Source organism: Enterocloster bolteae (genome assembly GCF_002234575.2).
Classification (GTDB): domain Bacteria; phylum Bacillota; class Clostridia; order Lachnospirales; family Lachnospiraceae; genus Enterocloster; species Enterocloster bolteae.
This window is the reverse complement of record NZ_CP022464.2, coordinates 5,621,674-5,642,224: the sequence shown is the minus strand read 5'-3', so window position 1 is coordinate 5,642,224 and position 20,551 is coordinate 5,621,674. Positions and strand designations below refer to the sequence as shown.

The 20,551-nt window shown below is 50.2% G+C and carries 18 protein-coding genes; 17 read left to right on the top strand and 1 reads right to left on the bottom strand.

Going from position 1 to position 20,551, the window contains the following annotated elements; all coding sequences use genetic code 11:
- Positions 1–4: 4 nt before the first annotated feature.
- Positions 5–1,825 carry an adenine deaminase gene (gene ade, locus CGC65_RS26230; RefSeq protein WP_002566535.1) on the top strand — a complete coding sequence of 607 codons (1,821 nt, stop codon included), beginning with the start codon at positions 5–7 and terminating at the stop codon, positions 1,823–1,825.
- Between the two features lie 132 nt (positions 1,826–1,957).
- Positions 1,958–2,848, top strand: a complete 891-nt coding sequence (locus tag CGC65_RS26225; protein ID WP_002566534.1) for a S8 family peptidase — start codon at positions 1,958–1,960, stop codon at positions 2,846–2,848.
- A gap of 54 nt (positions 2,849–2,902) precedes the next feature.
- On the opposite strand, the gene CGC65_RS26220 is transcribed toward CGC65_RS26225, so the two are convergent.
- Complete coding sequence (locus CGC65_RS26220) at positions 2,903–3,916, bottom strand: LacI family DNA-binding transcriptional regulator (protein ID WP_002566533.1); 1,014 nt, start codon at positions 3,914–3,916, stop codon at positions 2,903–2,905.
- Positions 3,917–4,172: 256 nt separating this feature from the next.
- Here CGC65_RS26220 and CGC65_RS26215 point away from each other — a divergent pair, with 256 nt between their 5' ends.
- The 15 genes from CGC65_RS26215 to CGC65_RS26145 all read left to right on the top strand — a co-directional run bounded on the left by CGC65_RS26215 (position 4,173) and on the right by CGC65_RS26145 (position 20,486).
- Positions 4,173–5,483 carry an ABC transporter substrate-binding protein gene (locus CGC65_RS26215; protein ID WP_002566532.1) on the top strand — a complete coding sequence of 437 codons (1,311 nt, stop codon included), beginning with the start codon at positions 4,173–4,175 and terminating at the stop codon, positions 5,481–5,483.
- 97 nt (positions 5,484–5,580) lie between these two features.
- Positions 5,581–6,459 carry a carbohydrate ABC transporter permease gene (locus CGC65_RS26210; RefSeq protein ID WP_002566531.1) on the top strand — a complete coding sequence of 293 codons (879 nt, stop codon included), beginning with the start codon at positions 5,581–5,583 and terminating at the stop codon, positions 6,457–6,459.
- A gap of 1 nt (position 6,460) precedes the next feature.
- A complete protein-coding gene (locus CGC65_RS26205; protein WP_002566530.1) occupies positions 6,461–7,315 on the top strand; it encodes a carbohydrate ABC transporter permease in 855 nt (284 codons plus the stop codon).
- A gap of 46 nt (positions 7,316–7,361) precedes the next feature.
- Positions 7,362–8,771, top strand: coding sequence for a mandelate racemase/muconate lactonizing enzyme family protein (locus tag CGC65_RS26200; RefSeq protein ID WP_002566529.1), 1,410 nt, complete (start codon positions 7,362–7,364; stop codon positions 8,769–8,771).
- Positions 8,772–8,777: 6 nt separating this feature from the next.
- Complete coding sequence (locus tag CGC65_RS26195; RefSeq protein WP_002566528.1) at positions 8,778–9,788, top strand: mannonate dehydratase; 1,011 nt, start codon at positions 8,778–8,780, stop codon at positions 9,786–9,788.
- A gap of 58 nt (positions 9,789–9,846) precedes the next feature.
- On the top strand, positions 9,847–10,320 hold the full coding sequence (locus CGC65_RS26190) for a VOC family protein (protein WP_002566527.1): 474 nt from the start codon (positions 9,847–9,849) through the stop codon (positions 10,318–10,320).
- 11 nt (positions 10,321–10,331) lie between these two features.
- Entirely contained in the window at positions 10,332–11,717 is a 1,386-nt protein-coding gene (locus tag CGC65_RS26185; protein ID WP_002566526.1) for a GH1 family beta-glucosidase, read from the top strand.
- Positions 11,718–11,728: 11 nt separating this feature from the next.
- A complete protein-coding gene (locus tag CGC65_RS26180) occupies positions 11,729–12,871 on the top strand; it encodes a Gfo/Idh/MocA family protein (RefSeq protein ID WP_002566525.1) in 1,143 nt (380 codons plus the stop codon).
- 356 nt (positions 12,872–13,227) lie between these two features.
- On the top strand, positions 13,228–14,886 hold the full coding sequence (gene ilvD / locus CGC65_RS26175) for a dihydroxy-acid dehydratase (RefSeq protein WP_002566524.1): 1,659 nt from the start codon (positions 13,228–13,230) through the stop codon (positions 14,884–14,886).
- A gap of 28 nt (positions 14,887–14,914) precedes the next feature.
- Entirely contained in the window at positions 14,915–15,985 is a 1,071-nt protein-coding gene (locus CGC65_RS26170) for a TRAP transporter substrate-binding protein (RefSeq protein WP_002566523.1), read from the top strand.
- A 28-nt stretch (positions 15,986–16,013) separates the two neighbouring features.
- The gene (locus CGC65_RS26165; RefSeq protein ID WP_002566522.1) at positions 16,014–16,493 is read left to right on the top strand and encodes a TRAP transporter small permease; all 480 of its coding nucleotides are present in this window, start codon (positions 16,014–16,016) and stop codon (positions 16,491–16,493) included.
- Positions 16,490–17,773, top strand: a complete 1,284-nt coding sequence (locus tag CGC65_RS26160; protein ID WP_002566521.1) for a TRAP transporter large permease — start codon at positions 16,490–16,492, stop codon at positions 17,771–17,773. The genes CGC65_RS26165 and CGC65_RS26160 overlap by 4 nt, the downstream gene beginning before the upstream one ends.
- 73 nt (positions 17,774–17,846) lie before the next feature.
- The gene (locus CGC65_RS26155) at positions 17,847–18,629 is read left to right on the top strand and encodes an IclR family transcriptional regulator (protein ID WP_002566520.1); all 783 of its coding nucleotides are present in this window, start codon (positions 17,847–17,849) and stop codon (positions 18,627–18,629) included.
- A 35-nt stretch (positions 18,630–18,664) separates the two neighbouring features.
- Positions 18,665–19,747 carry an iron-containing alcohol dehydrogenase family protein gene (locus CGC65_RS26150; RefSeq protein ID WP_002566519.1) on the top strand — a complete coding sequence of 361 codons (1,083 nt, stop codon included), beginning with the start codon at positions 18,665–18,667 and terminating at the stop codon, positions 19,745–19,747.
- Between the two features lie 49 nt (positions 19,748–19,796).
- A complete protein-coding gene (locus tag CGC65_RS26145) occupies positions 19,797–20,486 on the top strand; it encodes an RraA family protein (protein ID WP_002566518.1) in 690 nt (229 codons plus the stop codon).
- The last annotated feature ends 65 nt before the right edge of the window (positions 20,487–20,551 follow it).

The following is a 20,551-nucleotide window of genomic DNA, read 5'->3' as shown; positions in this document are numbered from 1 at the left end:
TTGTGTGAGACAATACAATGATTTAAAAAAAATGATGGACGTTGCTGCCGGAAGAAGAAAGGCATCCCTTGTGTTAAAAGGGGGGACAATCGTCAATGTATTTACGGAGCGCACAGAGATTGGGGACATAGCCATTGAGGATGGCTGCATAGCCGGCATAGGGGAATATGATGGGCTTGTCAACGTAGATATGACAGGCAGGTATATCTGTCCCGGTTTTATTGACGGGCATATACATATTGAAAGTTCCATGGTGTCGCCGCCGGAGTTTGAAAAAGCAGTCCTTCCCCATGGCACCACCACCGTGATTACGGATCCCCATGAGATTGGCAACGTGGCAGGGTGCCAGGGCGTGGATTATATGTTAAAAGCCACGGAGGGACTGTCCCTGGATACATTTTTTGTCATGCCCTCCTGCGTGCCCTCCACCGGACTGGACGAGTCCGGTGCTGTGCTGGGGCCGGAGGATATAAAGCCATACTATGAGAATCCCAGGGTTTTGGGGCTGGCAGAGGTGATGAATTCAGTGGGAGTGGTTGCCGGCCAGGAGGATCTGATGGGGAAGCTTACGGAGGCAGGGAGGCGAGGCAAGGTTATAGACGGCCATGCGCCTTTCCTGAGAGGGAATGAGCTGAATGCCTACGTGTGCTCCGGCGTGTGGTCTGACCACGAGTGTTCAGATGCAGGGGAGGCTCTGGAAAAACTTGGAAGAGGACAGTGGATTATGATACGGGAGGGCACGGCTGCCAGGAACCTGGAGGCACTTATGCCCCTGTTTGAGGCCCCCTATTATGAGAGGTGTATGCTGGTGACAGATGACAAGCATCCCGGCGACCTGATTTCTATGGGACATATTGATTATATTATCCGCAGGGCAGTGTCCCTGGGCGCGGACCCCATACGGGCCATTAAGATGGGAACCTTTAATGCAGCCCGGTATTTTGGACTGAAGGACAGGGGCGCTGTCATGCCTGGGCTGAGGGCGGACCTGGCAGTGCTTGAGGACTTGAAGGATATCCGGGTGGCGGCTGTATACAAGGACGGAGTCCTGACGGCAAAGGAGGGAGTATGCCTGGGGGCCGGGAAGGAAAAGAAACGAAATTATGCAGCAGGAGAGGAGCCGCGGTCCGGAAGCAGGGAGGATACCGAATCTGCGGAAAAAACAGCCGGTGGCCTGGAAACTGCATTTCCAAGGGTGTTTAACTCCTTCCATATGGATGAGGTTACCCTGGAGGACCTGGTGCTGGAGCAAAAGGGGGCCATGGAGCGGGTTATTCAGTTTAAACCCCATGAACTTCTCACAGAGGAGCGTCTGGTGCCCTGGCAGAATACTCCGGGGCTGGCACCCGGCGTCAGCCTGGAACAGGATATTGTGAAGGCAGCTGTGTTTGAACGCCATCTTCACACCGGACACAAGGGACTGGGCTTTGTGGGCGGATACGGTCTTAAGAAGGGAGCCGTGGCTACAAGCGTAGCCCATGATTCCCACAACCTGATTGTGGTGGGGACCAATGACAGGGATATGGTATTGGCCGCCAACGCAGTGAGAAAGAACAGGGGCGGCCTGGCTGTGGCGGCAGAAGGACAGGTGCTAGGCGAGCTTGCGCTTCCCATTGGCGGAGTTATGAGCCGGTTATCCGTGGAGGAGGTGGAGGAGCAGCTGCAGGCTCTGAAGGTTTTGACAAGGCAGCTGGGAATCAGCAGCGATATAGATGCATTCATGACCCTGGCATTTGTAAGCCTTCCGGTCATTCCGAAGCTGAGAATCAATACCTACGGTGTGATTGACGTGGACCGGCAGAAGCAGGTTCCGCCTTCCTTTTAAAGAAAATATTTTTGCTCCTGTCAGGCGGTTTTATCTGCCTGACAGTCCTGCCTGCCTGACCGCGTCACACGGTGCCCTGGCACAGATTCCTTCATTATAGAATATCCTAATAAAAAAGGAGAAAATCGTGATGTGAATCAGGCGAGAGAAGACATTAATTGTGAAGAAGTGTATTCCATGGGTATTACGGGTAGAGGAGTGGGTGTGGCAGTACTTGACACCGGAATTTACCTCCATGAGGATTTTAAGGATAGAGTGACAGCCTTTGCTGATTTTGTAAACCACCGCACATCGCCCTATGATGACAATGGCCATGGCACCCATATAGCTGCAATGATTGGAGGCAGCGGTATCTCCTCCGACGGGAAATACAGAGGGGTGGCGCCGGGATGCAGTCTCATATCGGTGAAGGTGCTGGACCAGAAGGGAAACGGCTATGCCACAGACGTACTGACCGGACTTAAATGGATCCGGGAGAACAGGGACAGATATAATATCCGCATTGTGAATATCTCCGTAGGCTCCTTGTCCCGCAGGGACATGACAGAGAACTCAATTCTGGTGCGGGGGGTGAATGCGGCCTGGGATGACGGCCTGGTGGTAGTGGTGGCAGCCGGAAATCATGGACCGGGCCGAATGACCATCACAACTCCCGGCATCAGCCGCAAGGTTATAACCGTGGGCTGCTCCGACGATCACAAGGAAGTGGACGTCATGGGAAGCCGCATGGTGGATTATTCCGGAAGAGGCCCCACACTGGCTTGTGTCTGCAAGCCGGATTTGGTAGCGCCGGGCTCAGGCATCATCAGCTGCTGCAATGAGCCCGGCAAATATTTTTCAAAGTCAGGCACCAGCATGTCCACGCCTCTTGTGTCAGGCGCAATAGCCCTGCTGCTGGAAAAGTACCCGGATATGAGCAACAAGGATGTGAAGCTTCGTATCAGGGAACGGGCCCTGGACCTGGGCCTTCCCCATAACCAGCAGGGGTGGGGGAAGCTGGATGTGGGACGGCTGCTGGAGTGAAAATACATCTCCAAAGGCGTCCGGTCTAATACAGGGAAGCTCCTAAAAGCAGTTTTACAAAGAACACACCGTCTCATGCTCCTCTAACGTGGTGGGGTAAAATTTGTTGATGGGTGTTTCGATGCTGCCCTGGAGGACGCCGTCAATGGAGATGATGCTGTCATATCCAATCTGGTATAATGGCTGACTGATACTGGTAATACGGGGGCCGCGGTAGGAGAAACCGTATGTATTCAGATTGTCAAAACCGACAACCGATACATCCTCAGGCACTTTGAATCCGGATTCCGTCAGTTCGTTGATTACCATTATGGCAATCTTGTCATTGCTGCAGAAGATTGCAGTGGGCCGCTCGCCCTTGGGGCGGTTCATCATTTCCCTGAATTTCGGAAGGGAGAGAGTGGAGTCGCTGAGGGTATTTTGTATATAGTAGTCCTGAATTAACAGGCCGTTGTCCTGCATGGTTTCTATATAACCGTTGAGACGTTCCAGGATAACCTTTTTATTGGGATTGCCCATAACATGGGCAATCCTTTTGTGGTTATGGCGGATGAGGTAGTTCACTGCATCCCTGGCTCCGGCAACATTGTCAATGAGGAACTGGTTGACCGGCATCATCTGAAAATTATTTTCTATCAGCAGGAACGGGAACCCCACTTCCTGAAGATGCTCTACCATAGCCTTGTCCGTAAAGAGGGAGCCATACAGGATGATGGCGTCGGAGATACCGTTGGTCAGGTATTCGATATAGCGGTCCCGTACCTTTTCGTCTTTACCGGGGCTGCAGAAAATGATGTTGCGCCCAAGGGTGGCAGAGGCATCCTCAATCCCACGTATCAGGTCGGTGAAAAATGGGTCATGTATGTTGCGCAGCAGGATGGCGATGGAGTCTGTCTGCTTTTTCACCAGCGAGCGAGCGGCATTGTTGGGAAAGTATCCCAGTTCCTTGATGGCCTGGTCTACTTTTGCCTTTGTTTTGGGTGAGACTTTATCAGAACCATTGACTACCCGTGAAACGGTGGTCAGAGAAACACCGGAATAAGCAGCCACATCTTTTATTGTTTTCATTCTTGTCCCCTCTTATGAAAATATTTGTTATGTTTTCATTATAGCATAACTCAAAATCAGTTTCAAGGCATTGAAATGACAATAATTAATAACGTTAACATTTTAGAAAAGAGATAAAAATGTTAAAAAAACTATTTTTTATTAAAAAATACTTGCAATATGCACAAAAGTTTGCTAGTATAAAGACACGAAACAAATGGTAACGTTAACATTTTTAGAAAAAGAAGTACGGAAACGAAATTGAGGAGGAAGAAACATGAAAAAGGCAGTGAGGAGAACACTGAGCGTAACTGTGGCGGCTGCGATGGCGATGGGGCTTATGACCGGATGCTCTTCGGGGAAGGGGGAGCAGAAACCGGCCGGGGAGGCTTCCGGGCCCCAGGGACAGGCGGCTGATTCCGGGAAGCAGGCAGGAGCTGCGGGGGAGCAGACCACCATCAAGTTCTGGGACGGAAACTGGCAGGAAGCCGTATGGCCCGAGGTGGAGGCGATCTGGAACCAGGAACACCCGGACATTAAGATTGAGGCTGAATTCCAGGCAGACCTGGCCAATGATAAATACATGCTGGCATTGACCAATGGCACTGCCCCGGACGTGATGGCCTGCGCCCTTGACTGGGTCACCACCTTTGGCAGCGCAAACCTGCTTGAACCGCTGGATGAGTATGTGGCAAAGGATTCCTTTGATGTAAGCCAGTTCGTACAGGGGGCCAACGATGCCTCCACTGTGGATGGAAAGCTCTACGGCCTGCCATTCCGCAGCGAGACCTATGTCATGTATTACAATAAGGATATCTTATCAGCAGCAGGATACGATACGCCTCCGGCCACATGGGAGGAAGTGAAGGAAGTGGCTGCGGCATGTACCAACGGAGATGTGTATGGGTACGGACTCTGCGGAACCAACTATTCCAACTTCTCATTCCAGTACATAACCATGCTCCGCTCCTCGGGAAGCGATATTCTGAATGCAGACAACTCTGCATCGGAACTGGGAAACAGTGTGGCTGTTGAAACGGCCCAGCTTTATAAGGACCTGGCTGCCTATTCCCCGGCATCCCTTTTGGAAAATGACAACATTGCAAACCGTACCCTGTTTGCAAGCGGCAAGATTGCAATGTACTTAAGCGGCATTTATGATTTGGAGGAAATTGTCAAGACAAATCCTGATTTGAATTTTGCCTGTGCCATGGTTCCAACTGCCAACGGCGCTGAGAGAAACACAATCCTGGGCGGCTGGTCTGTGGCGGTTGCGGAATGCAGCAAGGAAAAGGAAGCTGCCTGGGAATTTGTGAAGTTCCTTACCAGACCAGATATTGCTGCTATCTATACCAACACATTTACAGGAACAGCGGAAGTGGCGGCGCGTTATGCGGATTATCCGGAGGATATCATCAAACCCAATGCAGAAGCCCTTCAGTATGCAAGTGCGCTTCCGGCAGTGAAGAACATTGTGGGAATCCGGCAGGCCATCATGGATAATCTCCAGTTAATGTTGTCCGAGGATATGTCCGCAGAAGAAGCAAGCAGATTGCTTGACCAGGCAGTAAACGGTTTATTGGAGTAATTCGGGCAGGGCAGGCTTTGCCGGTGCCGTCCAGTGCTTATGCGCGGGGCGGTACCGGCAGGCAGGGCCTGTTTCTTAAAAGGAGAAAGGTGAAAGTATGCTTAGAAAAATAAAACGTTCCGGAGCTGGCTACGTACTTCCTGCAGTGCTCGTTGTTGCTGTGGTCATGCTGTATCCTTTGTTTTATACGCTGATAATGGGTTTCTTTAATAATACCCTGTTCATGCAGACCCCTGTTTTCTGCGGCATTTCCCAGTATAAGAAGCTGTTTGGGGACAAGGTCTTTATAGGCTCCATTGGCAATACATTGCTCTGGACCTTTGGAAGCGTTTTCTTTCAGTTTGGTCTGGGCTTTATCATGGCGCTGGTGCTTCACCAGCCCTTTGTAAAAGGGAAGACGTTCATCCGTATCCTGCTGATGATACCCTGGGTGACGCCCAGCATCATTGGATCCGTTGTGTGGAAATGGATGTACAATGCGGACTATGGAATCATCAACTTTATTTTCTGCTCCCTTGGGATTATTGAGACAAACCAGACATGGCTGTCCAACCCGAAGGTTGCCATGTGGTCCGTGATTGCGGTCAATACCTGGAAAATGTTTCCTTTTATCCTGCTGATGATAGAGGCTGCCCTGCAGAGCGTATCAAAAGACCTTAAGGAGGCCGCGGTGATTGACGGGGCCAACATACTTGATATTTTTAAGAATGTTACCTGGCCGTCCATAGCCGCCACCTGTTATTCCACCATCCTCCTGATGATTATCTGGACACTCAACGCATTTACGTTCATATATGCGATGACAGAAGGAGGGCCGGCCCACAAGACAGAGGTCATGGCCATGTATATTTATAAGAGGGCATTCATGGATTATGATTTTGGAATGGCCAGCGCCGCCAGCGCGGTCCTGTTCGTATTATCCATGTCGGTAAGCCTTGTGTATCTCTATCTGACAAGAGAAAAGGAGGGGAAGTAAAATGGCGAAAATGAAAAAGTCCGTAACCGGCACCAGTCCGGTTTGGCAGGTCTGTACCTATGCGGTTTTGCTCCTGGTGGTTCTGGTGGCCGTCTTTCCGGCAATCTGGATGCTGTCCACTTCCATCAAGCTTCCCACGGAACAATATGACATCCCTCCCCAGATTATCCCGGATACCCCGACAATCAGCAACTATGTGAATGTGCTGACCAATTCCAAGATGTACCTGGCTTTTATAAACAGCGTGATCATCACGGCCTGTGTGGTGGCGGTTACACTTTTCATATCCATCCTGGCAGGTTATGGATTGAGCCGGTATAAATTTAAAGGGCACGGGGTTTTGAAGATAGCTCTTTTGTTTGGACAGATGATCCCCAGCGTGGTTATCATCATCCCGCTGTATTTCCTGGTTGCAAAGACAGGGCTTTTGGATACCCACTTTTCGCTCATCTTGGCGGATTTGGCATTGACCATACCCATGGGCGTGATCATGCTCAGCTCCTTTTTTGAGACAGTTCCAAAGGAATTGGAGGAGGCGGCTAAGATTGACGGCTGCACCGGAATGGGGGCTCTTTTCAGAGTTGTGCTTCCCATTGCAAAGCCGGGACTGATTTCCGTGGCCATCTATACATATATCCATGCGTGGGAGGAATTCTTGTTTGCCCTGAACTTGAGCACTTCCACCAGGACCAGGACACTTCCAATCGCCATACACATGTTTGCGGGGGAGTTTTCTGTTGACTGGGGCTCCACCATGGCGGCTTCGGCGGTTGTGGCATTCCCCGTGCTCCTCATTTTCCTTTCCTGCAATAAGTACTTTGTCAAGGGAATGGCAGATGGAGCGGTAAAGGGCTAGAGCAGTCCGAGGTTTGACAGGATAGAATAAAGTCAGGAGGATGATAATGGAATATAAAGACAGGCAGACAAATGTGAATTATGAGGAATGTTTGGATTATGTACGCCGCAGCTCCAATCCGTCGAAGCTGAGGATTACAGACGTGAAGTTTACCAAGGTTGACCTTCCGCCCTGGGGCTGTTACCTGGTGCGGATTGATACGAACCAGGGAATCAGCGGATACGGGGAAATGCGGGATGGTGCCAGCGCCACCTACTTAAAGTATCTGAAGAGCAGGATTGTAGGGGAAAACCCCTGTGAAGTGGACCGGATATTCAGGAAAATCAAACAGTTCGGCGGTCCGGCAAGGCAGGCGGCCGGTGTGTGCGCCATAGAGCTGGCCCTCTGGGATCTGGCAGGCAAGGCGTACGGCGTGCCTGTGTACCAGCTTCTGGGCGGAAGGTTCCGGGATAAGGTAAGACTTTACGCGGATACCCACATCGAGGAGGGAAGGGCCACCGGCATTCTGATGGAACCTGAGAAGGTGGGCCGCATCCTGAAGGGGTATATGGACCAGGGATTTACCGTGGTCAAAATACTCAGCGTGGAGCTTCTGATGGCCCAGGAAGGAAATTACTGCGGTCCTCTGGACTGGGTGAATGAACTGAGGGCCGTGGAGGAAAAGGTGCGTCAGGTTACAAGGACCGGCACAAGGGCTGAAAGCTCGGCGGCTAATGCGCAGCTGTATGATTTTAATAGGATTCCTCATCCTTTTACTAACATGCATGTGACGGAACAGGGCCTGGAACAGTTGGATGAATATATTGGAAGGGTCAGGAGCGTGATTGGCACCAAGGTTCCGCTGGCCATTGACCATTTTGGCCATTTCCCTCTTCCTGATATGATAAAGATTGCCAGAAGGCTGGAAAAGTATCATCTTGCCTGGCTGGAGGATATGCTGCCCTGGTATTTGACAGGCCAGTACGGGGAGCTGAAGCACGCCACCACGGCTCCGATTGCCACCGGGGAGGACATGTACCTGGCGGAGTCATTTGAACCGCTTCTTCAGGCAGGCGCCCTGGATGTGGTTCATCCCGACCTGCTGACCTCAGGCGGTATCCTGGAGACAAAGAAGCTGGGAGACCTGGCAGCCAGGTATGGGGCATCCATGGCCCTGCATATGTGCGAAAGCCCTGTGTCCGCCCTGGCCGGAGCGCATATGGCGACTGCCAGCGAGAATTTCTTTGCCCAGGAGCATGACGCATTTGATTCGGAGTGGTGGCAGGATTTAATTATTGGGCCGGTGAAGCCCATTGTGAAAGATGGATTCACAGTGGTCACGGATGCTCCGGGTCTTGGCATTGAGGGACTTAACGAGGACCTTATCCGCGAACATGGGCCGATGAAGAACAAAGATGTGTGGGTATCCACAGATGAATGGAACCAGGAAACTTCCCTGGACCGGATTTGGAGTTGATGTAATATGAGACTGGCTTATGGACAGATACGCAGCGTAGATAAGGAAATCCTTACCAATGCCAGGCAGATGGGGATAGACAGGGTCCAGTTCAACCTGCCCCATGACCTGCCGGCGGACGGATTGTGGAAATATGAGGACCTGGCCCGTTTTAGGGATGCATGTGACCGTTACGGCGTTATTGTGGAGGCCATGGAAAACATGCCCATTTCCTTTTACGATAAGGCTATGCTGGGACTGGAAGGAAGGGACAGGCAGATTGAAAATGTCTGCGAGTCCATCCGCAGCCTGGGGCGGGCGGGTATTCCTGTGCTGGGATATCATTTCTCTCCTTCCTTTGTATGGAGGACAGATAACCACGCCCCTGTGGGACGGTATGGGGCCACGGTACAGGCATTTGATTTGGAAATGCAGAAACAGGGCGTGGATGACATGGATGATTTTGGGCAGAGAAGGGACGTGGCGGTGCCGGATGTGGAACTGCTGTGGGAGAATTTCGAGTACTTTATGAAACGAGTTATACCGGTTGCAGAGGAATACAATGTTACCATGGCGCTCCATCCGGATGACCCTCCTGTAAAAAGCCTGTCCGGCATAGCAAGGATGTTCATCGATCTGGACAGCTATAAACGGGCGGAGGCCATGATTGACAGCCCCAACTGGGGCCTGCTGTTCTGCATCGGGACTTTTTCCCAGATGGAGGGCGGGGCCAGGAATATCTTCGACGCCATTAAATATTTCGGACCCAGGAAAAAGCTGGTTTATGCGCACATGAGGGATGTGCGGGGGACCGTGCCCAAATTCCAGGAGTGTTTCCTGGGGGAGGGGAACTTTGACCCCTTTGAGGTGGTGTATAAGCTGATGCATTCTGGATTTGACGGATTTCTTGTCAGCGACCATGTCCCGGGTATTGAAGGGGACAGGGAATGGGGGCATAAGGTAAGATATGCGGATACTGCTTACATCAAGGGCTTGATGGAGGCCATTGAAAAGATGGAGGCTGCGAAGCAGGTATAGAAGAATCTATGGATGATATGCTGTGCATGGATAAAGGATGGAAAGGAAGGATGAATAGATGGATAAGAATATGGACAGGCCCATTGAAGATATGCGGCTGGCGCAGATCGGTTTTCTGGTAAATGATATTGAAAAGACAAAAAAAGAATTTGCACGTTTTTTTGGGGTGGAGGAACCGGAGACTGTAAACAGCGGTGAGTATGAGATTACACATACGGAATACAGAGGAGAGCCTGCTCCGAAGGCAAAGTGCTATATGACCTTCTTTTACTTCGGGGACCTGCAGATGGAGCTGATACAGCCCAATGAGGAGCCCAGTATATGGCGGGAACATCTGGAACAGTTTGGCGAGGGAATCCACCATATATCATTTAATGTGAAGGGAATGCAAAAGACCATAAGCGTCTGTGAGGACTGGGGCATGAAGCTCCTGCAGAGAGGCGAATACAGGGGCGCCAACGGAAGATATGCGTTCATGGATGCGCTGGACAGCCTGAAGGTCGTGGTGGAACTATTGGAACGGGATGAATAGGAAGGGGTAAGATGATGCAGAGATATGAAGGCAATTCCGGTAAGGCGGAGGCGGGGAAACATCATTTTCCGGAAGGATTTGTCTGGGGGGTGGCAACCGCGTCCTATCAGATTGAAGGGGCATGGGATGAGGATGGAAGAGGGGAGACCATATGGGACAGATATTGTTCCATTCCCGGCAACATTCTGGATGGGGATGACGGGAAAACAGCCTGCGACCATTACCACAGATACAAAGAAGACGTGGCGCTGATGAAGCAGATGGGAATCAGGGCATACCGCTTTTCCATTGCCTGGTCCAGGATTCTTCCCAAGGGATACGGGGAAGTGAATCAAAAGGGGCTTGATTTCTACAGCTGTCTGATAGATGAATTGCTGGACGCCGGGATTGAGCCGTATATCACCTTATATCACTGGGACCTTCCCCAGGCCCTGCAGGACATGGGGGGCTGGACCAATCCCGATATGCCGAGGTATTTCATGGAGTACGCCAGGATTGTCATGGATGCATTCCATGACCGGGTAAAGAAATGGATTACTTTGAATGAACCGTACTGCGCGGCTTTTCTGGGCAATTATGAGGGACGGCAGGCACCGGGACTGCGCGACTTTTCCGCCGCCGTACAGGTTTCCTATCACCTCTATGTGGGGCATGGCCTGGCAGTGGAATATTTCCGCAAGCAGGGATATGAGGGGGAAATCGGAATCACCCTGAATCTTATGGGAAGGCTTCCGCTGACAGACAGCGAAGAGGACAGGGCGGCGGCTGTCAGGGCGGACGGATACCTGAACCGCTGGTTTGCTGAACCCATTGTGTTTGGCAGATATCCTGAGGACATGGTTGAACTTTACCGATCCAAGGGAGTCCGGCTGCCTGAGTTTAAAGAAGAGCATATGAAGCTGATAGGCCAGAAGCTGGATTTCATCGGGCTGAACTATTACAATGACTTTTATGTAAAGGCAGATGAGCACGTATGGCCCCTTGGTTTTAAGATAGAGAATCCCAAACACATTCCGATCAATGACAGGAACTGGCCGGTAACAGAGCAAGGGTTTACAAACATGCTTCTGCGCATGAAAAATGAATACGGCATTGAAACGATTTATATTACGGAAAACGGCACCTCTTCCCACGATGTGGTTTCCATGGAAGGAAGGGTGGAGGATGGACCGAGAAAGGATTATCTTCACAGGCATCTGCTCGCGCTTTGGGAGGCTGTTTCCCAGGGGGTTAATGTGAAGGGATATTTCCAGTGGTCCCTGTATGATAATTTTGAGTGGTCCTTTGGATATGAAAGCCGTTTCGGAATTGTATTTGTGGACTTTCATACACAGGAGCGGATTATCAAGGAAAGCGGTCGCTGGTATTCCGGTGTAATCCGGGATAACGCGGTATAAGGAGGCTTCCGATGAAAGGAATCAAAAAGGTAAAAACAGCAGTTATCGGATGCGGGGCCATCAGCCGCATCTATTTTGAGAACATGACAAATGCGTTTGAAATCCTGGAGGTGGCTGGATGCTGCGACTTAAACCGGCAGCTGGCTGAAGATACGGCGGCGGCCTATGATATCTCTGTCCTGACCATGGAGGAAATCCTTGAGGATTCCGGGATTGAGATTGTGGTGAACCTGACCAATCCGGCGGCCCATTATGGGGTGATACGGAACCTTCTGGAACATGGCAAGCATGTGTACACGGAAAAGGTGCTGGCAGCAACCTTCGGCCAGGCCCAGAAACTGGCTGCGCTGGCCCATGAAAAGGGAAGGCTGCTGTGCAGCGCCCCGGATACATTCCTGGGAGCAGCCGTGCAGACTGCCAGGTATCTGGTGGAATCGGGCGTGATTGGAACCGTGACTTCCTGTGTGGCGGTTCTGCAAAGGGATGCCAGGCTTCTGGCTGAGAAATTTCCCTATACATCCAGGCCGGGGGGAGGCATCGGGATTGATGTGGGGATTTATTATACCACAGCCATGGTTAATATCCTGGGAGAGGTGAAGGAAGTGTGCGGCATGTCCGGTGTATGCATGCCGGAGCAATCCCATTACTTTGTAAAGAATGAAAGCTTCGGGGAAACCTACGTCCAGGAGTCGGAGACATACCTTGCCGGTTCCCTGCAGTTTAAGAACGGATGTGTGGGAACCCTCCATTTTAATTCAAGAAGTATCCGCACAGAGAAGCCTTATGTTGCCTTTTATGGAACAGAGGGAATCCTGTTCCTGGAGGACCCCAACTTCTTTGGGGGTGATGTGAAGGTCATCTTAAAGGGACAGACAGAACCGGTTGTATTTCCACATACCCACGGATACGACGGCGATGACAGGGGACTTGGGGTGGCAGAAATGGCCTGGGCGCTGAGAAAGGGACGTGTTCCCAGAACCAGGGCGGATATGGCGCTTCATTCGCTGGAAGTCCTGACCGGTGTGATTGAGAGCGGGCACACGAAGCATTTTTATGAAATGCAGACCGGGTTTGAGAGACAGCCCATGCTGCCAAGGGGGTATCTGGGTGGAACGTACGCCATGAACCAGCCGGAGGGCGCCCTGGCTTTATAGGAAATGCCGTGTAAAGTTTGCTCAGAGGATGAATGGTATCCTCTATCATCCGGATCTTCCTTTTGGGCCCCGTGAGTCCTGGCGCCAAACCAGTCCCAATTGGCAGCCGGCTAAAAATTACGTTAACCAGCCGTGGAAAAAAGCTGTTGCAGTTGTGCAGCAGCTTTTTAATTGGATTTTTATAATTTAAGGTTATGAAATCATTGAAAACCCCATTATGATTCTTGACAAAGAACAAGAGTAGGAGTATTATATAAGTATAAAAACAAAACAAAGTTTTGCAATGCAAAACTTATTATTTTAACTCATAATACAAAACAAAGTTTTCTATTACAAAACAAAAGAAGGGAAGGGTAATGAGAGAGAACGATATCTTAAAAGGGGAACAGGGTGCTCTAAAGCGGGCTCTGTACAAGTCTATGGGATTCACCGGGGAACAGCTGGGCAAACCAATTATTGCCATTGCTAACAGCTACACCAATGCGACGCCGGGGCATTTTGTATTAAAACAGCTGTGCGAGAGCGTAAAGGAAGGGATTATCAAGGCAGGAGGAACGCCCATGGAGTTCTCCACGGTGGCTCCCTGCGACGGTATTGCGGAAGGCCATGAGGGGATGCGCTACATTCTGCCCACCAGGGATTTGATTGCGTCATCCATTGAGTGTATGGTAAGGGCCCACCGGTTTGACGGACTGGTGCTGCTGGGCTCCTGCGACAAGATTGTACCGGGCATGCTGATGGCTGCGGCCAGGCTGGAGATGCCGGCCATTTTCCTGAATGGAGGCCCCATGTATCCGGCTTCCTACTGCGGCAGGCATTACGACGGAAACATTGTGACAGAGGCTATTGGGTGGAAACAACAGGGAAGGATTGATGAAGAGGAGTTCCGGCATATTGAAGATATTGCGGAACCGTGTCCTGGCTCCTGTGCCATGCTGGGAACTGCTAATACCATGAGCGCCCTATCGGAGAGCCTGGGAATGTCCCTGATGGGAAGCAGCACCATTCCGGCTGTCCTGGCAGCCCGCATGGCAAAGGGGGTTGAGACCGGAGAGAAAATTGTAGAACTGGTTCAAAAGGGAGTCACCACAAGGGACATCCTTACAGAGGAAGCATTTGAAAATGCGGTTATGCACCTTTTAACAATGGGCGGATCCACCAACGGTATTCTCCATCTCCAGGCAATTTATCATGAAGCCGGACTGGGGGAACTGCCGCTCAGTGTATTTGATGAATTCAGCAGAAAAATTCCGCAGGTGGCCTCCATTTATCCGGCTTCGGAATTTGACATGGTTGACTTTTACGAGGGAGGCGGAGTTCCGGCCGTATTGAAGGAGATAGAGGAATACCTGCACAAGGATACCCTGACGGTATCCGGCCTTACAATGGGGGAGGCACTGTCACGGTTTTCTTATACCAATAACAGAAACATGATTAAAACGGCAGAGGAGCCCTTTGCACCTACAGGCGGTGTCGCCATATTAAAGGGAAACATAGCGCCGCTGGGATGTGTAATCAAGCCCGCGGCCGTGCCAAAGCACATGTTCAGATATTCAGGCCGTGCCCAGGTCTTTACCACCGAGGAGGAATCCTATCAGGCCGTACTGGAGGGCAGGGTGAAACCAGGCACCTGCATGGTCCTGATGTACGAGGGGCCAAAAGGCGGACCGGGTATGCCCGAGATGTACAAAACCATGAAATATCTGGAGGGAATGGGGCTGTCTGATACATGCGCCCTGATTACGGACGGAAGATTTTCAGGGTCCAACCGCGGACTTTTCGTGGGCCATATCTCACCCGAGGCATATGAACAGGGGGACTTTGCTCTGATACAGGATGGGGATGTGATTGAAATTGATGTTGATGCCAGGAGCATAGAACTTAAGGTGCCGGAGGAGATACTTGAGGAACGCAGGAAACGTTTTGTTCCTGTGGAAAAAGAAGTAAAGCGGGGATATCTGAGGACATACAGAAGAATCAGCGCATCTGCATCCAAGGGAGCAGTTGTAGAATAAAGAATACTAAGAGAAGGAGTATTTAAAAATGAAGAAGAGAATGTTAGCAGCATTATTAGCCGGGAGTATGTTATTGACAGCATGTGGCGGCACAGGGGGACAGACAGTGTCACAGGCACCGAAGGGAGAGGCATCCCAGAGTGCGCCGGCAGACACCGGGACACAGTCAGGCCAGAAAGTTACCATGAAGGTCAGCGTGGGTGTGGCTGATAACCATTTTGAGGCGATTGCTGTAAATAAGATGAAGGAATACATAGAAGAGCAGACAGGGGGAAACTTCACGGTAGAGATATTCACAGGAGCCCAGATTGGAAATGACCAGGAGGTTTTTGAGGGACTGAAGCTGGGAGTGGCGGACATGCTTCCCTGCGGTACGGATATCATCGGAAACTTCTCAAAGGACTTCGGACTGCTGTCACTGCCATATCTCTTTGACAACGAAAAGCAGGTGGAGGCTGTTGTGGAAGGCGAATTCGGACAATCACTGCTAAAGGAGCTTGAGGACATCGGCTATGTGGGTCTGGGATTTGGAAACTTTGGCTTCCGTCATACAACCAACAGCAAGCATCCAATCAACAGTGTGGAGGACATGAAAGGATTAAAAATAAGGACCATGACCACGCCGATTCATCTGGAGGTGTTTGAGGCATTGGGGGCCAATCCCACTCCTATGGCATTCAGCGAGCTGTTCTCTGCATTGCAGCAGGGCGTTGTTGACGGCCAGGAAAATCCGCTAATGAATATTTACGCTAACAAGCTTCATGAGGTTCAGAAGTATCTTACCCTGGATGGTCATGTATTTACCTTTGTCACATTTGTCGTTTCCAAGGATTGGTATGATAAACTGGATCCATCCTACCAGCAGATTCTGAACGATGGTATAAAGATAGCCACTGAGTATATGAAAGAGAGCTGTGAGTCTGAGGATGCATTGGCTCTTGAGAAGATGAAGGAAGCCGGAGTTGAGGTGGTGGAGCTTACCCCTGAGGCAAAGGATGAATTTAGGGAAGCTGTGAAGGGTGTCAGCGAAAAATACGGCAATGAGATAAATCCGGACAGATATAAAGAAATGCTGGATATCATTGCAGCGGTGCAGTAGATGACTCACAGAAAGGGGTTACGTATCAATGAAAAAAAAGAAAAACTTTGAATATTATCTGATTGTTTTTCTGTTTACGATTCTGATAGTGGTGTGTTTTCTCCAGGTGCTGTTCCGCTTTGTGTTCAATCTTCCGCTGGCATGGACAGAGGAGCTGTCCAGGTATGTATTCATTATCCTGATATACTGCGGTGCCAGCGCAGCTGTGCTGGATAACGCCCATGTCAGGGTGGAGCTGATTGATAATGTACTTTCAGAGCGCGGCAGGTTTGCGTTAGACATTGCAGTAAAGCTGCTGTGCGCTGCCGTCAGCCTGGTCATCGCCTACAACTCCAGACAGATCATTTATAATGCCAGCCTTTCCAAACAGCTGTCCGCCTCTCTCAGAATTCCTATGGCAGGCCTGTATGCACTGGTTGCTGTCATGTTCTGCCTGATTGCCTTCAGATTCCTGCAGGCAGTGTTTAAGATGATAGTCCGGAAAAAGGAGGTTGAAACCAAATCATGAGCATATTTCTGATGATGATGGCAGTATTTCTGGTATTTGTATTCCTTGGGATACCGGTATCGTTCAGTATAGGACTGTCGACTGTGGCGGCGGTCCTGGCCAAGGGTATGCCCCTGGCGTTTGTATCACAGATGGCATTTACGGGATTGGACTCTTATACATACCTGGCTATCCCTATGTTCATTCTGGCCGGCTATCTTATGGAGACCGGCGGGCTGTCCAAAAGGCTGGTGAATTTTGCAGCCAGCCTTGTGGGAAACATTCATGGAGGGCTGGGAATCATAACCGTGCTGGCCTGTGCTTTTTTCGCGGCCATCTCAGGCTCATCTCCGGGTACGGTTGCAGCCGTAGGTGCGATGATGATTCCTCCCATGGTGGAGAAGGGGTATGACAGGGATTTTTCCGCAGCATTGACAGCCAGTGCAGGTTCTTTGGGAGTCCTGATTCCGCCATCTATTCCCATGGTGCTCTACTGTATTGCCGGTGAGGTGTCCATTGGAGAGATGTTCATGGCAGGATTCATACCTGGTTTCCTCATGACAGCAGCCCTGGCTCTCACCACCTATGTGATTTCCAAAAAGAATGGATACAAGTCTGATGAGGGAGAATTTGAGTGGAAGAAGGTGGCTGCCAGTTTTAAGGAGGCAATCTGGCCTCTCCTTGCCCCGGTCATTATCCTGGGCGGCATATACAGCGGTATCTTTACTCCCACGGAAGCAGCCGTGGTGGTAGTGGTGTATTCCATGTTTGTAGGACTGTTCATCACAAAGGAGCTTAAAGTGTCGGACCTGCCCGGTATTCTCTATAAAGGTGCAGTTACAGCAGGAACCACTGTATTCATACTGGCATTTGCAATGGCATTTTCACGCTATCTCACATTAAACCAGATTCCGCAGCTCATTGGAAGCGTGATTCTGGGCATCACGGGCAATGTCCATGTGATTCTGATTCTCTTTGTGCTGCTATGTTTTGTGACAGGAACCTTCCTTGAGACAGCTTCTCAGGTGCTGATTTATACACCGTTGTTCCTGCCTACCTTAAAAGGACTGGGTGTCAGCCCGCTGCATTTTGGTATTCTGCTTACAGTGGGGACCATGCTGGGCATGATGACGCCTCCGGTGGGAATCAACCTGTTTGTCGCGCAGGGAATCAGCGGAGCAAAGATATCAAAGATGACCAAGGCAATCCTTCCCTTCCTGTTTGTGATGCTGTTTGTGCAGATACTGTTTGTGTTCTTCCCGGGCTTTTCGACCTTCCTTCCGGGATTGTTCTCAAAGTAGGGGCAGGATTAACCGGTTGACCGCAGGCGAGCACATAAACTATAATAAATAAAAAAGGTTTGGAGTTGGGTGAATGGAACGGGAAAGTCAATATACAATCTCATCGGTAAAAAAGGCGCTAAAGGTTTTAAAACTCTTTGACAGTGCCCATAAAAGCATGACGCTGACTGAAATCAGCGAGAGGGCAGATATGCGCAAGGGAACCATGGTCAGGGTGCTGACGACCCTGGAGGAAGAAGGGTTTGTAAGGTACGACGAGATTTCCAAGCGCTACAGCCTTGGCATGTCCATTTACGTGCTGAGCAGCAATGCATTTCAGTTTATAAGCGTTGTGGAAGCTGCCAGGCCTTATCTGGAGAAGGTTACAACAGAACTGAATCTGATTGCCCATCTGTCTGTGCTTGAAGGCGAAAAAATCGTGCTGATTGACCGTGTGGTGCCCAACGCAAACGCTGTTGTCTTTGATTTGAACTCTAAGATAGGCGGTGAAGTGGAGGCGCATAATACGGGGGCAGGAAAGGTGCTAACTGCCTATTCTGCGGCAGAGGTCAGGGAGAAAATTATCAGTCATTGTTCCTTTGAATCATATTCAGAGAGGACCATCACGGATAAGGACGAGTACAGAAGAGTCCTGGATGCTGTCAGGAAAAACGGTTATGCCACCAATGAAGGGGAAAGTGAACCTTATTTGAAATGTATTACATATCCCATATTCGGTTATGGAGGCAAGATTGAGGCGGCTCTCAGTTTGAGCGGAATTATTCAATATTTTGACACCGGGCTGGAGCAGAGATGCCATGAGGCGTTAAAGGAAATCTGTGAAAAGATTTCCGCGGCCATGGGGCAGAGTCTGTAATCCTGTCCCTGCCGTATGGGCAGAGAGGAAATGGAATGAAAGGACAGGAGTCTGTTTATCTTCCGCATTTCACCATCGGGCTCAATGCATTTGATGCGTTCCGGGATGTGATTGGGAGATATGGAAATAAGATTGCGGCGGTTCATGGGGAAAAAGCCTGGAATGCCGCCGGCCGGTATGTTACACAGGCTGTGGAAAAAGCCGGCATGACGACGACGGGTGAAATTCTCTATGGCCATGAAGCCACCTGGAGTAATGTGGAACGTCTGGTTGCAGATCAGAGGGTCAGGCAGTCGGATGTGCTGCTGGCGGTGGGAGGCGGAAAATGCGTGGATACCGTAAAACTGGCAGCAGATCTTCTGAGAAAGCCTGTGTTTACGATTCCCACCATTGCATCCAACTGTGCTCCGGTTACAAAGCTGAGTATCATGTATGGTGAAGACGGAACGTTTGAGAAGGTGAAACGGTTAAATTCGGTTCCGGTCCATTGCTTTATCCATCCCGGGATTATCCTGGATGCCCCTATTCGTTATCTCAGGGCCGGCATAGGAGATGCCATGGCAAAACATGTTGAGTCGGAGTGGTCGGCCAAGGCAGGAGAGAAGCTGAGCTTTGGAAGCGAATTTGGTATTTTAGCGGGAAGGCTGTGCTTCTATCCAATGCTGGAATTTGGTAAGAAGGCAGTGGAAGACGCTAAGGCGGGGATTGTCAGTGAAGAACTGGAAAAAATATTGCTTAACATAATTATCACTCCGGGAATCGTGTCTGTATCCGTACATTCGGATTATGTGGGCGGGATTGCCCACGCATTGTTCTATGGACTTACGAGACGCAGACAGATCGAGGAAAATTATCTTCATGGAGATGTGGTTGCTTATGGTACACTGGTTAATCTGATGGTGGATCGGGACTGGGATAAGTTGGAAAAGACTTATCGGTTCAACCGTTCCCTTGGACTGCCGTCATGTCTGAAGGATTTGGGACTTACCCTGGAAGATGATCTGGAGGATGTGCTGGCGGCGGCTGTGGAAAATCAGGAACTCAGCCATACACCGTATCCGGTTACGGCTGACTTGATTCAGGAGGCTATGAGGGAGTTGGAAAGCTATAGGGCCTGACGTATTGACAGAGAACGATTACATATGAATGAGAGGAATTTATTAAATCATGGTTGTATGGAAAAATGATGACGAGCTTTTTGCTCTCATGAGGGAAACACTGTATTCATCTGTTATAGGTGATATATTGGATAAAATGAACTATCTCCATCAGTTCCTGCCATGGAGGATTCAGCCCATGCGGGAAAATATGGTGGTGGCCGGAAGGGCCATGACTGTGCTTGAGGCAGATGCTCTGGAGACAGTATCTGAGGGGCAGAATCCAATCATGAGGCAGAGCTTTGGCCTTATGCTGGAGGCGCTGGATGACCTTAAGAAAAACGAAGTATATATATGTACCGGATCGTCACCCACATATGCCCTGGTAGGGGAGCTGATGTGTACGAGAATGAAGATACTGGGTGCGGCCGGCGCTGTTGTAAATGGATTTCACCGCGACACCAACGGAATCCTGGACCTGGATTTCCCATGCTTTTCTTATGGGAGATATGCCCAGGACCAGGGCCCCAGAGGAAAGGTGATTGACTACAGGGTTCCCATTGACATGGAGGGAGTGAAAATCAATCCCGGAGACATTGTATTTGGGGACTTGGACGGTGTCCTTGTTATCCCTAAGGAGATTGAGGAGGAAGTGATTGTCAGGGCTGTTGAAAAGGCTACCGGAGAGAAGATGGTGGCTGAGGCCATTAAGAACGGTATGGCTGCAAAAGCCTCTTTCGATAAGTACGGGATTATGTAAAATGAAAGGACCAAGTGATTAAGAAGCAGGTGATAAGAACAGAGATTAGCACCAGGCAAGAAAAA

Coding starts and splice junctions, on each gene's coding strand:
- CGC65_RS26220 (WP_002566533.1), bottom strand. CDS start 3,916: ATGAAAACAATAAAAGATGTGGCTGCTTATTCCGGTGTTTCTCTGACC.
- CGC65_RS26215 (WP_002566532.1), top strand. CDS start 4,173: ATGAAAAAGGCAGTGAGGAGAACACTGAGCGTAACTGTGGCGGCTGCG.
- CGC65_RS26210 (WP_002566531.1), top strand. CDS start 5,581: ATGCTTAGAAAAATAAAACGTTCCGGAGCTGGCTACGTACTTCCTGCA.
- CGC65_RS26205 (WP_002566530.1), top strand. CDS start 6,461: ATGGCGAAAATGAAAAAGTCCGTAACCGGCACCAGTCCGGTTTGGCAG.
- CGC65_RS26200 (WP_002566529.1), top strand. CDS start 7,362: ATGGAATATAAAGACAGGCAGACAAATGTGAATTATGAGGAATGTTTG.
- CGC65_RS26195 (WP_002566528.1), top strand. CDS start 8,778: ATGAGACTGGCTTATGGACAGATACGCAGCGTAGATAAGGAAATCCTT.
- CGC65_RS26190 (WP_002566527.1), top strand. CDS start 9,847: ATGGATAAGAATATGGACAGGCCCATTGAAGATATGCGGCTGGCGCAG.
- CGC65_RS26185 (WP_002566526.1), top strand. CDS start 10,332: ATGATGCAGAGATATGAAGGCAATTCCGGTAAGGCGGAGGCGGGGAAA.
- CGC65_RS26180 (WP_002566525.1), top strand. CDS start 11,729: ATGAAAGGAATCAAAAAGGTAAAAACAGCAGTTATCGGATGCGGGGCC.
- ilvD (WP_002566524.1), top strand. CDS start 13,228: ATGAGAGAGAACGATATCTTAAAAGGGGAACAGGGTGCTCTAAAGCGG.
- CGC65_RS26170 (WP_002566523.1), top strand. CDS start 14,915: ATGAAGAAGAGAATGTTAGCAGCATTATTAGCCGGGAGTATGTTATTG.
- CGC65_RS26165 (WP_002566522.1), top strand. CDS start 16,014: ATGAAAAAAAAGAAAAACTTTGAATATTATCTGATTGTTTTTCTGTTT.
- CGC65_RS26160 (WP_002566521.1), top strand. CDS start 16,490: ATGAGCATATTTCTGATGATGATGGCAGTATTTCTGGTATTTGTATTC.
- CGC65_RS26155 (WP_002566520.1), top strand. CDS start 17,847: ATGGAACGGGAAAGTCAATATACAATCTCATCGGTAAAAAAGGCGCTA.
- CGC65_RS26150 (WP_002566519.1), top strand. CDS start 18,665: ATGAAAGGACAGGAGTCTGTTTATCTTCCGCATTTCACCATCGGGCTC.
- CGC65_RS26145 (WP_002566518.1), top strand. CDS start 19,797: ATGGTTGTATGGAAAAATGATGACGAGCTTTTTGCTCTCATGAGGGAA.